The 13,368-nt window shown below is 47.6% G+C and carries 12 protein-coding genes, 1 tRNA gene and 1 riboswitch; of the genes, 5 read left to right on the forward strand and 8 right to left on the reverse strand.

The features are described from left to right. The first annotated feature begins 7 nt into the window (after nucleotides 1–7). A complete protein-coding gene (locus ASG34_RS01510; protein ID WP_055825696.1) occupies nucleotides 8–1,843 on the forward strand; it encodes a tetratricopeptide repeat protein in 1,836 nt (611 codons plus the stop codon). Here the strand turns inward: ASG34_RS01510 and ASG34_RS01515 are convergent, their stop codons facing one another. Beyond that, complete coding sequence (locus tag ASG34_RS01515; RefSeq protein ID WP_055825699.1) at nucleotides 1,844–2,680, reverse strand: HDOD domain-containing protein; 837 nt, start codon at nucleotides 2,678–2,680, stop codon at nucleotides 1,844–1,846. Nucleotides 2,681–2,912: 232 nt separating this feature from the next. Here ASG34_RS01515 and map point away from each other — a divergent pair, with 232 nt between their 5' ends. The 4 genes from map (at nucleotide 2,913) to ASG34_RS01535 (ending at nucleotide 8,053) form a co-directional block, all read left to right on the forward strand. Further along, on the forward strand, nucleotides 2,913–3,707 hold the full coding sequence (gene map / locus ASG34_RS01520) for a type I methionyl aminopeptidase (protein WP_055825702.1): 795 nt from the start codon (nucleotides 2,913–2,915) through the stop codon (nucleotides 3,705–3,707). 15 nt (nucleotides 3,708–3,722) lie between these two features. Then, entirely contained in the window at nucleotides 3,723–6,299 is a 2,577-nt protein-coding gene (locus ASG34_RS01525) for a [protein-PII] uridylyltransferase (RefSeq protein ID WP_055825704.1), read from the forward strand. A gap of 285 nt (nucleotides 6,300–6,584) precedes the next feature. Continuing rightward, nucleotides 6,585–7,067: an acyloxyacyl hydrolase gene (locus tag ASG34_RS01530; RefSeq protein ID WP_055825707.1), complete on the forward strand. Its 483-nt coding sequence runs from the start codon at nucleotides 6,585–6,587 to the stop codon at nucleotides 7,065–7,067. A 110-nt stretch (nucleotides 7,068–7,177) separates the two neighbouring features. Next, nucleotides 7,178–8,053 carry a hypothetical protein gene (locus tag ASG34_RS01535; RefSeq protein WP_055825710.1) on the forward strand — a complete coding sequence of 292 codons (876 nt, stop codon included), beginning with the start codon at nucleotides 7,178–7,180 and terminating at the stop codon, nucleotides 8,051–8,053. Nucleotides 8,054–8,080: 27 nt separating this feature from the next. Here the strand turns inward: ASG34_RS01535 and pnuC are convergent, their stop codons facing one another. The 7 genes from pnuC to ASG34_RS01570 form a co-directional block, all read right to left on the reverse strand. After that, nucleotides 8,081–8,689, reverse strand: a complete 609-nt coding sequence (pnuC, locus tag ASG34_RS01540) for a nicotinamide riboside transporter PnuC (protein WP_055825713.1) — start codon at nucleotides 8,687–8,689, stop codon at nucleotides 8,081–8,083. 35 nt (nucleotides 8,690–8,724) lie between these two features. Further along, the gene (locus ASG34_RS01545; RefSeq protein WP_055825716.1) at nucleotides 8,725–8,985 is read right to left on the reverse strand and encodes a YkoF family thiamine/hydroxymethylpyrimidine-binding protein; all 261 of its coding nucleotides are present in this window, start codon (nucleotides 8,983–8,985) and stop codon (nucleotides 8,725–8,727) included. 51 nt (nucleotides 8,986–9,036) lie between these two features. Further along, entirely contained in the window at nucleotides 9,037–11,136 is a 2,100-nt protein-coding gene (locus ASG34_RS01550; protein ID WP_055825720.1) for a TonB-dependent receptor, read from the reverse strand. A 96-nt stretch (nucleotides 11,137–11,232) separates the two neighbouring features. Next, a riboswitch (TPP riboswitch) is annotated at nucleotides 11,233–11,336 on the reverse strand. A gap of 173 nt (nucleotides 11,337–11,509) precedes the next feature. Then, complete coding sequence (locus ASG34_RS01555; RefSeq protein ID WP_055825723.1) at nucleotides 11,510–11,785, reverse strand: cupin domain-containing protein; 276 nt, start codon at nucleotides 11,783–11,785, stop codon at nucleotides 11,510–11,512. A gap of 76 nt (nucleotides 11,786–11,861) precedes the next feature. Next, nucleotides 11,862–11,951, reverse strand: a tRNA-Ser gene (locus tag ASG34_RS01560). A gap of 24 nt (nucleotides 11,952–11,975) precedes the next feature. Further along, nucleotides 11,976–12,509 (reverse strand): peptide deformylase, encoded by a 534-nt coding sequence (gene def / locus ASG34_RS01565; protein WP_055825726.1) that lies wholly within the window; start codon nucleotides 12,507–12,509, stop codon nucleotides 11,976–11,978. 33 nt (nucleotides 12,510–12,542) lie between these two features. Next, nucleotides 12,543–13,298 (reverse strand): S-methyl-5'-thioinosine phosphorylase, encoded by a 756-nt coding sequence (locus ASG34_RS01570; protein WP_055825729.1) that lies wholly within the window; start codon nucleotides 13,296–13,298, stop codon nucleotides 12,543–12,545. Between the last annotated feature and the right edge of the window lie 70 nt (nucleotides 13,299–13,368).

Raw genomic sequence — 13,368 nt, forward strand, 5'->3', positions numbered from 1 at the left:
CATCCACATGAATAATGAAGCCATCGCAAAACTGCTGAAACTGATCGCCGCCGACCCGCAGAGGTGGGAGGCATATCAGAAACTGGCGGGGCTGATGCTGCAAAATGATGAGTTTCATGCTGCCGAGCAATATTTGCTGCAGGCAATCAACTTGCAGCCGAAGGCACTGCAATTGCGGCTGCAACTTGCCAACTTGCAGATGCGCACCCAGCAGTTTTCAGCGGCGCATGACTCTTACAAGGTGGCGATTAAACTGGATGCCAGGCAGACACAGAGCTATTACCTGGATGCTCGCGCACTGAAAAACCTTGGTCGCGCACAAGAGGCAATTTTGCGTTTGCGCACGGTGACCAAGCTGGATCCGCAACACATCCAGGCATTTACCGAATGCGTCGATTTGATGCTACAAACTCAGCAGTTTGAACAGGCGGTGACTGTACTTAAACAGGCAGTCAGCGCACATCCTGAACACGTACATTTTCACTATCGGCTCGGCGTGTTACACCAGCAATTACATGCGCCTGCTGAAGCGCTGGCCTGCATGGATACCGCCATCAAAATTCAGCCTGACTTTGCCGAAGCACACCATCAGCGTGCATTGATTTTGCAAATGCAAGGGCAACATGCAGATGCATTGAAAGCGTTTCATCATGCTATCGCCTATCAACCCAATTTGCCGGTGCCCTACAATAATCGCGGTGTCGTGCTGTGCCAGCTTGGTAAATACCCGGAAGCCATTGCTGACTTCCGGCAGGCATTACAGCTGAATCCCGGTTATGCGTCTGCTTACTGCAATCTTGGCCTTGCACTTTACGAAAACGGCGATACCGATGAGGCTTATGAGTGCCTGGAAACGGCATTAAAGCACGCACCCGCGCATGCACAGGCACGCTACGTCCTCAGCATGTTAAAACTGGCACGTGGTGAATACGAAGATGGCTGGCCGATGTACGAATCGCGCTGGCAGGTTTTACCAGCTGGCGCATTGCCAAATCGACAATTGTTATGGACAGGTGACACGTCCCTGGTTGGCAAAACAATTCTAATTCTTGCCGAACAAACGCTGAGCGACACTCTGCAATTTTGCCGCTATATCCAGTTAGTGAAGGCTTTCAAGCCCAACCAGATAATAGTCGCCGTGCCAGATGCATTGTTCAACTTGTTCAATGAATTATGGGGTCATGCAGAGGTGATTCAGGTCATCCGGCTGGATGGCCGTGCCCTGCCACATTTTGATTTGTATTGCCCCATGCTGAGTTTGCCGCTGGCGTTCAAGACTGTTACTGAGGCAATTCCGGCTGCGCTACCCTATCTGCAGATTGCAGAGCGGCATGCGCAGCCATGGCAAGATCTCCTGGGCCCGGCGAGACGATTGCGTATCGGTGTGAACTGGTGCGGTGATGCGCATAACAAATATGACCGTCAGCGCAGTATTCCGCTACATTTGATGGCGCCATTATTGAAAATGGAAGTTGAATGGCACAGCTTGCAAAAAGAGTTCCGGCGTGAAGATCACATCATGCTCAAACGATTCCCCATGCTGGAATGCCATCATCCTTTACTGGCTGATTTTACCAATACTGCCGGCTTGATCATGCAAATGGATTTTATTATTTCGGTAGATACGGCTGTCGCGCACCTGGCTGCGGCACTGGGCAAAAAAGTATGGCTACTACTGCCTGAACAAGCCCATTTCCGCTGGTTACAACAGCCGGAAACCTGCGCGTGGTACCCCGGCATGCGATTATTCAGGCAGGCGCCTGACACCTCATGGGAAGCTTTGATTGATACGGTGCATCAGGCGATTACCGATGTACTTAGCCAAAGTTACCGAGCGGAATAACTATTGCGCGTTAGGCACGCCAACAATGTGCATGACACGTGGCACATCCACATGCAGCAACTGCGCAATGTCTTTGTAATCGTCCGGCAACGCCGCGTTATCCCATCCATCAGCAGAATGCCTGGCCAGGTTGACGGCAAATTCCACATTCCGCACCCGCGGCAGGTGCGCACGTTGCTCATCCATCAGGTCATTCAGCAATAAAGGTAAATTAAAGGTGCGCACCAACTCAGCCTGCAAATCAATGACCTTGAATCCCAACACTTCTTGCTGGACAGCCCGGCTACGCAATGTTTTATCAGCTAACTGGCGCTTATGCACTTCACTCATGGCATCCGGGTTAAAACACCACATCAGCATTTCGGCAAAGTCATGCAGTGAGGCTGCCACACGTAATTCTTCAGCATGCAAATCCATTAAATGGGATGCAAATTCCGCAGCAAAATAACCAGCGCGATGGGCACGCACAACGAGTTTGATTAAATCGACCAGCGCAGCCACATTTTTGCTTAGCATCTCTTCCACATGCGGCACGGTAGGAATCTGCTCAAAGAAAGTACTGGTGCCCATCATGATAATTGCCTGCTCTACCTGCACCAGGTCTTGCAATTGGTGGCGGCTACGATGGTTATTGGCAAAGGTCAGCACCTTAAAAGTCATCAGCGGGTCATTAATCACAACGCGTGTAATATCACGTGCGCCGGTTTCATCTTCGTGCTCATGCAGCTGTGCGAGCTCCCTGGCGGTTTGCCGCAATACAGGAATATCAGCATTTTCAAAAAATGCCACCCAATCGGAAATGTTCCGGTTGGCTCTTGCCTCGGTAAGTGTCACCATCTAAACGCTCCTGCTTTAGTTTTGTCCGCCTGAGTATAAAACAATGCCAAGCTTCCGAATGTGTCGATGAGTCACTGAATTCACTGCCAGTTTTAATCATGAGCTGACTGTTTCAGGGCTATAAAAGGCTTGTTTCTTTAGGCATGAGACCCAATCTGCTATGTTAGAATGCAGTCTTTGTGACTAGCTTCAGAGTCAGGTGATATGCCGCGACTCCCCTGTGACCAAATTTATGGCAATTATTCTGCATACACCCGAAGATATTGAAAAAATGCGCGTGGCTGGCCGGCTGGCTTCAGAGGTGCTGGATTACATCACGCCTTTTGTCGTCGCGGGTGTCACCACCAATAAACTGGATCAGCTATGCCATGACTATATCGTCAATGTGCAACAGGCAATTCCTGCGCCTCTCAATTATGCACCGGATGGTCATACACCTTACCCAAAATCAATATGCACTTCGATTAACCAGCAGATTTGTCACGGTGTGCCTAGTGAAAAAGAACTGAAAAATGGTGACATCGTTAACCTCGATATTACAGTAATCAAAGATGGTTACCATGGCGATACATCGCGCATGTTCCTCATTGGCGCCGTCTCACCACAGGCCAAGCGTTTATGCGAAATCACCTATCAGGCGATGTGGCGTGGTATCGAGAAAGTAAAACCTGGCAATACCCTGGGCGATGTCGGCTATGCGATTCAATCTTTCGCAGAAAAAAATGGCTACAGTGTGGTGCGTGAGTTTTGTGGCCACGGCATCGGCAAAAAATTTCATTGCGAACCACAGGTGCTGCATTACGGGAAACCTGGCAGCGGCGTCACCCTTAAACCTGGCATGATTTTCACCATTGAGCCTATGATTAATGCCGGGCGGCGCGAGATCAAATTCATGTCTGATGGCTGGACAGTAGTGACTAAAGACCGCAGCCTGTCTGCACAATGGGAGCACACTATCGTCGTCACCGATGATGGTTTTGAAATCATGACCGTTTCCGACGGGTCTCCCCCACGTCCAACCCTGTAATATCCATTCCATACCATGCCAGTGATAGCCAAAGAACAACTCAAGCAGTGGCGTGAGTCGTTCCAGCGATCACAGCAACAGCTTGCTGCCGCTTATCTGGCAAAACCTAATGCCAAAGTCCTGTTACAGCAAAATACCCGCCAGCTGGACCAGCTATTACGTGACATCTGTACCGCATTCGAATTACCCGCGACAGTCAGCCTGATCGCTGTCGGCGGCTATGGCCGTGGCGACATGTTCCCGCATTCAGATATCGACCTGCTGATTTTAATGCCGGAAGAGTGCCCTGCTGCTTTGCAAACCGAGATTGAATCGCTGATTGGCGCCTTGTGGGATATCGGCCTTAATATTGGTCACAGCGTACGTTCGCTGAGCGAGTGTCTGGCTGAAGCGCAACTTGACGTGACGATTATGACCAACCTGCTGGAAGCACGCTGGCTCACAGGCCACAAGCCTGCTTTCAAAACCTTGATGCAATCATTGCATGCACAATTAGATAAACCGCGTTTCTTTGCGGAAAAGCTACGTGAGCAGCAAATCCGTTACTCAAAATTTCACGACACTGCTTACAACCTTGAACCAAACATCAAGGAAAGCCCGGGTGGCTTGCGTGATTTGCATATGATTTTATGGATAGCACAGAGTCAAGGACTAGGCCACGACTGGCAAGACCTGGTGCATACGGGTTTGCTCAGCCATGCACAGGCAAGACAACTCAAAAGCCACGAACGTTTACTGCAAAACTTGCGTATCCGCCTGCATTTGTTAGCCAAGCGACGCGAAGACCGGTTGGTGTTCGACTTCCAGAATACCCTGGCTGAACAAATGGGTTACCAGACCACTACGCAAAAACGCGCCAGCGAACAGTTGATGCAAGGCTTTTACCGAAGCGCCAAAGCCATCATTATCGAAAACGAAGTCTTGCTGAAGCTGATGCATGCGCGTGTCACTCCCCAGAATGAGCCTGCGACGGTCATTGATCAAGACTTTGTCCTGTCGCACGGCCTGCTAAGCGTACAAGCGCCTGACTTGTTTCAACTCAAGCCCGAGGCTATTTTGCGTTGTTTTCAGCTGCTACAGCAACACCCTGCCATCGCAGGATTCAGCGCGCCATTAGTCAGGGCGTTGCAGGCCGCGCAACCGTTGATTGACACCACGTTCCGTCAGCAATCGGTGAACAAGGCGTTATTCCTGCAAATTCTACAAGCCAAAGAAGGGGTCCACCGTAGCCTGCGGCGCATGAACCGCTACGGCATCCTGGGACGCTACATCCCTGTGTTTGGCCGCGTCATCGCGCAGATGCAGCATGATTTGTTTCATGTGTATACCGTGGATGAACACACCATGAATGTGTTGCGCAACCTGCGCCGCTTTGCAAAACCTGAGTTACGGCATGAGTTTCCCTTGTGCAGCCAGTTATTTGCAGAATTTAGCCAACCGCATTTGCTTTACCTGGCAGCTATTTTCCATGACATAGCCAAAGGTCGTGGTGGCGACCATTCTGTGCTTGGTACCATCGATGCCAAACGCTTCTGCCAAAAACATGGCTTACCCAAAGCAGACACTGAACTGGTCGCCTGGCTGGTTGAAGCACACCTGAAACTCTCCAGTACTGCACAGAAAAGTGATTTATCTGACCCTGATGTGATTGAAGCTTTCGCAAGACTGGTAGGCTCGGAGTATCGCCTGACGGCTTTGTATTTACTCACGGTGGCCGATATTCGGGGCACCAGCCCGAATGTGTGGAATGCATGGAAAGCCAAATTGCTGGAAAGCCTGTTTTTACAAACACGCCGCGTATTGCAGCAATCATTGAATACCGACGCACAGCTAAGCCTGCGCAAGCAGGAAGTCCTGCAAAAACTCAGCAGCTTCAACATGAAAGAAGATTCAGTACTGCCTTTGTGGCAAGCGTTCGGCGAAAGCTATTTCAACCGATTTGACAGTGATGAAATCGCCTGGCAAAGCCGCTTGCTCATCCCGCATATGCTGACTGAAACCGCTATTGTGCGCGCCAGACTCAGCCCCAAAGGCGATGGCATACAGGTCATGATTTATAGCCGGGACCAGAAAGAGATTTTTGCCCGTATTTGCCATTTTTTCGACAGCATGCAATACAACATCGTACAGGCCAGAATCTACACCACCGCTCATGGCTATGCGCTGGATAACTTCATTGTGCTGGAGCCTGACACGCATCAAATCAGCTACAACGGCTTGTTAAAGCATATTGAGCAAGGCCTGACCGAACAGCTTTCCGGCACCATAGCGATTCCAACGCCTATCCGGGGCCGCGTCAGCCGGCAGGTGAAACACATGCCATTAACCACGCAAATTTTCATTCGCCCTGCCAGTACGCACAACGACCAACAACAACAGTTTCAACAGCTGGATGTGATTGCCAATGACCGGCCTGGGTTACTTGCCTGTATGGCGCTGGCATTGCTACACAATGATGTCGCTTTGCACAATGCCAAAATTAACACCTTGGGCAATCGGGTGGAAGATAGCTTTCTAATCTCAACCAGTGATGGAAAGCCACTTGATGATACTCAAATCGACGCATTGAAAGCGGCTTTTAGCGAGCTTTGATACTGTATACGGGATCACAGTAACTCACATACTCACCACATTCAACTGCATCCTACCCCTATCAATTTAGCCATCAAAAAACTACGAATTTCATAAAGTTAAAAAATTATCGTATAAATTATTTGGTTAAACATTTCTACATTACACATCAATATGAATGTGGCAAAAATACAAAAAAGATGAAATTCATTGCTGCTGAAGACAGATCGGTCTAGCTTTATTTTTGCATTGCTTGCTATATTTTCAACCACTATAACTTATTATTTCTCGTGGTTAATGACAACAATGAAAACAGCCCATCTCATCGTATCCCTTGTTATCGCAGTATCTTCAATATCACTCTCACAAGCTGGCACATTAGGGATCGCGGCCGGTAGTTATGATTTCGACGGTTCGCATTCTGCCGCTGACTTTCGCCTGGAATATGAAGCTGATTCCAATATCTGGCTGGACAATCTGAAACCCTGGGCGGCTGTGCAGGCCACCACCGACGGCACTCTTTGGCTGGGAGGTGGATTGCTGTACGACTGGCAGTTTACTGAAACCTGGCATTTAAAACCCAGCCTGGGCGCCGGTTACTATAGCCGCGGCAGCAGCGATCTTGATCTGGGCCATCCGCTAGAGTTTCGTTCGCAATTGGAGATTGCCAAGGACATCAACGATCAACAAAGTCTTGGTCTTGCAGTCAGCCATTTGTCAAATGCCAATCTAGGTAATGAAAACCCTGGCGTTGAAGTATTAAGTGTTTATTGGCACTATAAATTCTAGCCTTAATATATAGATAACACCGATTCATCAGCTTTATCCCCATACTCACGCCAGCGACTTGTGACGAGCGGATGATTTAAACCCGATGATGGCTTAAAATATAGCCTCACATGTTTACTTATCCGCAACTCACTCCACTCGAACAAGCCAGTTTACCGAAACTGATTGCCCAACCAAGTGCTATCCCGAATAAATTTGAGGATAGTACGCATCAGCTGTTTTATTGCCAAACGGCGGATGGTGAAATGGTGTTGAAAGTTTGCAATCAGACGAATATAGGAAAATCTCACTTCTGGCTAGGCGCAAACCGTTTATTTGCCGCTGACTTTCCAAACAGTTTGGGCACTATCCACTTAACGCACAATTTTTTGGAAAAAAACGGTGCGCTTACCGTACCTGATTTTGTCTCAGCAAGTAGCAATCGATTTGTAATCAGCCGTTTTTTAACCGGGGAAGATGTAAAACCGGAGCTTATCGGCGAGTTGTGGGTTATACAGTTAGCCGAACATATTGCAAAACTACACCAATTCACATGCGCCAGCTGGGGCAAGCTACATGCGCCGGAACTTTCTGCAACAGACTGGGCCAGTCGTTTACAAGAAACCCTAATTTTTTTGCTTGAGCAGCACGACGCGCCCATTGCTGAACCGTTACTGGCTGAAGTATTAGCGCAAGCAAAAAATATCCAGGAAATCGAATTCGTCCCCGTGATGTTGGATTTGCGTTGGGATCAGTTCCGTTGTTTAAGCAACAATGATCTGGCGCTGATTGATCTTGATGCGTTCGTGATCGCGCCACGTGCACTGGACCTGGTGTTGATTGAATATGTATTAACACCCGCGCAATTGGCTTTATTTAAGCAACATTATACTCAAACGCATAGCTGGCCTGACCACACTGCCAATACACCCTGCTACCAGCTACTGTTATTTTTGATGAATATACTGGGTGAAACTGATTTGGCAAAGTGGATGCAGCGTATATAAATCAATCACTTTTATCGCCTTTAGCATTCAAGCTTGTTGCCGGTAAAGCTTTACCCAACTGATAAAGCCTACAATTGCCAGGATAGTGTTAAGAACAAATAAAGCGGCAGTAGCGTAATAGCCTGTTTGAATATACAAAAGCGTGGCAGCGCCATCAATCACCGCCCAATATAGCCAGTTCTCCAACACCTTCCTGGCGATCAGCCAGGTATTCATTACAGAAAAAACCGTCGTATACGCATCCAAGACAGGGCTTTGCGATTGTCCGCTTTTTTGCAAATAGGCACTTACCAAAGCACTCACGACCACGCCGACAGCAATAAAACCAACATGCCAAAGCCAGGGCCAACGGCTGATCGATAACGTGTCAGTTTGCTTGCCATGTGTATGCCATAGCCAAAAACCATAAATAGCCATACCCATATAATAAAAATTCAGCAGCGCCTGCATGGGAAGCTGACCTTCCCAAAACAGTGCGGTGTATACCAGCGTGCTTAAGAAAGCAAACAGCCAGCACCATTGCGACTCTTTTGCAGCAAGCAGAATATAGGCAACGCCCATTAAAGCAGCAGCAATTTCCCAAGAGGACATTTGCTGAAATGCATTCAGGACAGGCTGAAAGTTATCTTGGTTCATGGCTGGAAAGCACCTAAGAAGTTAACAAATGGTGGCTATACATCAACAACATCAGCCCTGTCAGTGCCTATAAACTTCATTACAAACACACTGTGCGGTATCGCATTAAACACGGCTTCCATTTCAGCATCGAGGCAATCCATCACTTCGCGGTATTCACCAAATACTTGCGTAGCCAGGCTGTTGCGCTTTACCACCAGGTTTGGATTGGCTTCTAGTTTGTTGATAAACTCCAGAATGGGTTCTACATAGCCCTCGGTTAAAGGGTATAAACTGATATCGACTGAAATACGCATTTACTTCTCCTTTAAATCCAGCGGGCTATAAAAGCCCAGCCAGAATGTTATTTAGTAGTCATAACTCACAGTCACGCCAGCGACGCGTGGCTCGGCAAACTGAACGTATTTTTCTTTTACATCACTACCGCCATTAGCTGGATTGTTATCAAAGTAAAACCCCCGCGTGGCATAGTCTTTATCAAATAAGTTTCTGACCCATACCCGCACTTTGTAATGCCCATGTTTGTAATCTGCAGCTGCATTCACAATCGCATAGGCGCTAGATTTTGTATTATTACTGTCTGAAAAGTAAAAGCTATCTTTGCCTTCCACATTGGCACGTAGTGTCCACGCATCATTTACATAATATTCAGAGCCTAAATTGAAGGTGTATTTAGGAGCGTGTGCGACCTGGCGACCATCGAAATTGACGCCATTGACGGAGCGTTTATCAAAGGTGGCATCAAGCAGACCCAGTGCGCCTAGTACACGCAGATTGTCAGTGATGAACCAGTCCAGACTCCCTTCAAGGCCTTGATGGGTAGCATTTGAGGTATTGCCAGTAAAATCAACAAATTGCACACCTGTATCTCTGGAGTTGTCTACTTGTGCATTACGTCTATCGGTGTAAAAAACCGCCAAAGCAGTTTTTAATCGCTTATCGAACCAGCTGGATTTCAGGCCCACCTCTATACCTAGATTGTATTCAGTATCAAAAGCCAGCAAATTGTTTGGCAATCTCGCGTCATTATTCACTCCACCTGATTTGTAGCCACGAGAGAATGTGGTGTAAATTAAATGGTCTTGGTTTGCCTGATAATTTAGGCCAACCTTACCACCATACAGACCTTCATTCTGGTTAATCTTCAAGGCATTAGAGTCAGTGTATCTCGCTTTAAAATACTCAACCCGCGCACCGGTTATCAGAGTCAGTTTATCGGTCAAATGTGTATCGAGCTGACTGTAAATAGCCGTATTTTGTGTGTTGTAATCGCCATTTCTGAGCGTGGTGCCAAAGATACCAAAATCAGAATTTTGCTTAAAGGCTTCATCTTGATCCAAGAAATAAATGCCCACTGTCCAATCTGTAGAGTCGTTAAAAATGCGGCCAGCTCTATCTGACAGTGCACGCAGCTCAAACGAATAGTTTTCACGGTGCCTATCATACCGTTCAAACCCGTTGTAAGCGTCACCGGCATCAGGAGATAATGCAGTAGCGTACTGCCCAGCATATCCCCAGTCCGCATCATAACTATAAACAATATCGCTTTTTAGATAAGTTGCTTCCGATTGCACAATCACCGCGTCAGAAGCTTGCCAGTTGCCTTTAAGTGCAAACGCATTAGTGAGCTGTTTATCTTGCCCAGGCTGGTCAGAGAGGCTGTGACGGCTGTTATTGAGTGTAAAAGCGTCATAGCCATTATTAATATCCAAGTGGGTATAACTTAAGTCAAATGTTAAATCGTCAGTGGCTAATAATCTTAGTTTGCCGCGGAAAGTGAGCTCATCCTGGTTTTGTGTATTGTCGCGATTCAAAAAATCGTTGTTCATATAGCCATCTGACTTGTGGCTGTAAATGGAGGCACGGCCTAATAACTTATCTTCAACCAATGTGCCACCTACTGCGACACCAAAATTGCGCGTGTTATATTCCGCTAAGCCGGATTCAGCCCGCAGGGAAAACTCTTTTGTGGGTGCTTTACTACGCATATTGATCGTACCGGCCAGGCCATTGGTACCAAATTTGGTACCTTGCGGACCGCGCAAGATTTCAATCGAATCGATATCAAACAAGGTGGCTGCGCCACCCGTACGGCTAAAATCCACCCCGTCAATCACCAGGCCAACCGATGGATTGAGCGGCGCACTGAATTGGCTAGTTGCACCCATGCCACGAATTTGAAAAAACTGACCGCGCGAAGCACCACTGGACAAGTTCACATTCGGGGCCAAGCCCAAGACTTCTTCCAGATGCTGCGCGCCGCGTGACTCTATAGTTTCTTTATCAATCTCGGTCAGGCTTACCGCTGTTTTGTCTGCAGTGCTTGGACGAAAATCCGCGCTTACCACCACATCAGGGAGTTTGACTGCCTCCTCGTCTTTTGCGGCATACACCGGGGAGGTCAGTAAAAGCCCGATCAGGGACAATGGTTTTGTAATCGGTTTCATGAAAATCCTTTCTATAAGACATATAAAAAGGACAGGGGGAGAGTGACAATGACGTGAGTAGGTTTGTTGAGGGACAACAAACCAAAAACATTTGCGTTGTAGATGCTCTGCCTGTCCCTACGCCAGCATTATCTGGGTCAGGTTCATTGGGTTTCTCACTTGCGCGAGATCTCAGGTGTTAGCCACCCCAAGGCGATTTGATTTTTCAATCAGGATGAGATTGTAGGTTGATATCGATTACTTTGCTAGAGAGTGATGCTGTATTGCGTTTAAATACTCTGCATACTTTGCAAAATTTAAAGATAAAGCTTGATTCAAAACAAAAAGCCCTGCGATGCAGGGCTTTTTATTGAATACTTGCTACTACAATCTATTAGAAATGTTTGTAGTGTTTTTTCAGTTGCTTCACAACTTCCCACTGGGATTTCAGGCCTTTTGGAAACTCAACGTAGTCACCAGCTTTGATTGTTACTGTGTCGCCACCTTGTGGAGTCACTTTGAATTCGCCTTCCAATACGTAAGCTTTTTCAGTCGCAGTGAAATCCAGAGGGAATTTTGAAGGTGCGCAATCCCAGGTATTCCAGCTTTTTACGCCCAGGTCTTTCAATTTTTCTTCAGATGGATTGTGGTCGATGATGATTTGAGTCATGACATATTCCTTAATAAATTAAAGTGATTATAAAACTTTAAATAGAAATGCCGCATTTATGCGGCATCTTGGTAACTGGCGGAAGAGGTGAGATTCGAACTCACGGAGGGCGTGAACCCTCGACAGTTTTCAAGACTGTAGCATTAAACCGCTCTGCCACTCTTCCGGAAGGCAGAATTATAGCAAACAATCAGTCGTCTGGAAGTGTTATTCCAGGAAAAAGTACATCATTAAAGCCAAATTTTGTTAGATCGCGGATACGCATGGGGTAAAGTATGCCAAAAAGATGATCACATTCGTGCTGCACTACCCTTGCATGGAAACCGCTGACAGTGCGATCAATCACGTTACCTTGCGGGTCAAAACCTTTATAACGTAAATGCTGAAACCTTGGAACAATCCCTCGCATCCCAGGTACCGACAAGCAACCTTCCCAGCCATCTTCCTCTTCGTTTCCAACAGGTATGAGCTCAGGATTAATCAGGATGGTAAATGGCACTTCCTCAGCATCCGGGTAACGCGGATTTTTGCCGACACCGAACATGACCACCTGCAGACTCACGCCAATTTGAGGCGCGGCAATCCCGGCACCATTCATCTCGGTCATGGTGTCATGCATGTCTTGTATTAATGCATGCAAGTCTGTTGTATCAAACTCGGTGACTTTTTCAGCCACTTGATACAACACCGGGTCGCCCATTCTGAGCACTGGTTTAATAGCCATGATCAGGCTCCATTACATATATCGAAAAATAGATCATGCGGTTGCGCAGTTGTGGTCAGATAAATATTGCGCAATCACACACTTCACTTTTTCCATGGTTTGCTGCAATAAAGGCATCACCTGCTCGAAATGAATGGCTTGCGCGCTATCGCCGCGACCGGCAGCAAAATTAGCTACCGGGCAAAGCGCGGCATAGGAAACTCCCAGCTCGCGTGCTAACGCCGCCTCCGGCATACCAGTCATACCAACAACGGTTGCGCCATCGCGCTCATATCGGTCAATTTCAGCTGCGGTTTCCAGTCTTGGCCCTTGTACGCAGGCGTAAACGCCCCCCTCCACCAATCCACAGCCTGCATCCAGAGCTGCTTTCTGGCAGCGTTCACGCATGGCTTGTGAATACGGCTGGGTGAAATCAATGTGCCTTACCGGCAACTCCACACCATCGTGGTAAGTATTATCCCGGCCATAGGTGTAATCCAGAATCTGGTTAGGCAAAACGATATCTCCAGGAATAAGGTGTTGTGAAATACCCCCTACCGTCGCTACTGCCAGCAAGTCTCTCACACCCACCGAATGCAACGCCCAGATATTAGCGCGGTAATTGACTGCATGTGGCGGAATGGTATGTCCGCCGCCGTGTCGCGCCAGGAAAACCACTTCCTTACCGTTTATTTCACCAAAAACCAGTGGCTGTGAAGGTTTGCCATATGGCGTGCGCACAATCAGGCGTTTTGAAATATTCAGATTGGTGAGCTCTGTCAGCCCGGTGCCCCCAATAATGCCTAACATCCTATGATCTCTCTCTATTAACGCTAGTTATATCCAAGGTGTAAGCGTATCACGGATTTATGGCATACTT

It is taken from the genome of Methylophilus sp. Leaf416, assembly GCF_001424665.1.
Taxonomy (GTDB): Bacteria; Pseudomonadota; Gammaproteobacteria; order Burkholderiales; family Methylophilaceae; genus Methylophilus.

Excerpts from the sequence above, each read along its gene's own strand:
- pnuC (WP_055825713.1), bottom strand. The coding sequence starts at position 8,689 with ATGAACCAAGATAACTTTCAGCCTGTCCTGAATGCATTTCAGCAAATG.
- map (WP_055825702.1), top strand. The coding sequence starts at position 2,913 with ATGGCAATTATTCTGCATACACCCGAAGATATTGAAAAAATGCGCGTG.
- ASG34_RS01525 (WP_055825704.1), top strand. The coding sequence starts at position 3,723 with ATGCCAGTGATAGCCAAAGAACAACTCAAGCAGTGGCGTGAGTCGTTC.
- ASG34_RS01530 (WP_055825707.1), top strand. The coding sequence starts at position 6,585 with ATGAAAACAGCCCATCTCATCGTATCCCTTGTTATCGCAGTATCTTCA.
- def (WP_055825726.1), bottom strand. The coding sequence starts at position 12,509 with ATGGCTATTAAACCAGTGCTCAGAATGGGCGACCCGGTGTTGTATCAA.
- ASG34_RS01510 (WP_055825696.1), top strand. The coding sequence starts at position 8 with ATGAATAATGAAGCCATCGCAAAACTGCTGAAACTGATCGCCGCCGAC.
- ASG34_RS01570 (WP_055825729.1), bottom strand. The coding sequence starts at position 13,298 with ATGTTAGGCATTATTGGGGGCACCGGGCTGACAGAGCTCACCAATCTG.
- ASG34_RS01515 (WP_055825699.1), bottom strand. The coding sequence starts at position 2,680 with ATGGTGACACTTACCGAGGCAAGAGCCAACCGGAACATTTCCGATTGG.
- ASG34_RS01555 (WP_055825723.1), bottom strand. The coding sequence starts at position 11,785 with ATGACTCAAATCATCATCGACCACAATCCATCTGAAGAAAAATTGAAA.
- ASG34_RS01535 (WP_055825710.1), top strand. The coding sequence starts at position 7,178 with ATGTTTACTTATCCGCAACTCACTCCACTCGAACAAGCCAGTTTACCG.
- ASG34_RS01545 (WP_055825716.1), bottom strand. The coding sequence starts at position 8,985 with ATGCGTATTTCAGTCGATATCAGTTTATACCCTTTAACCGAGGGCTAT.
- ASG34_RS01550 (WP_055825720.1), bottom strand. The coding sequence starts at position 11,136 with ATGAAACCGATTACAAAACCATTGTCCCTGATCGGGCTTTTACTGACC.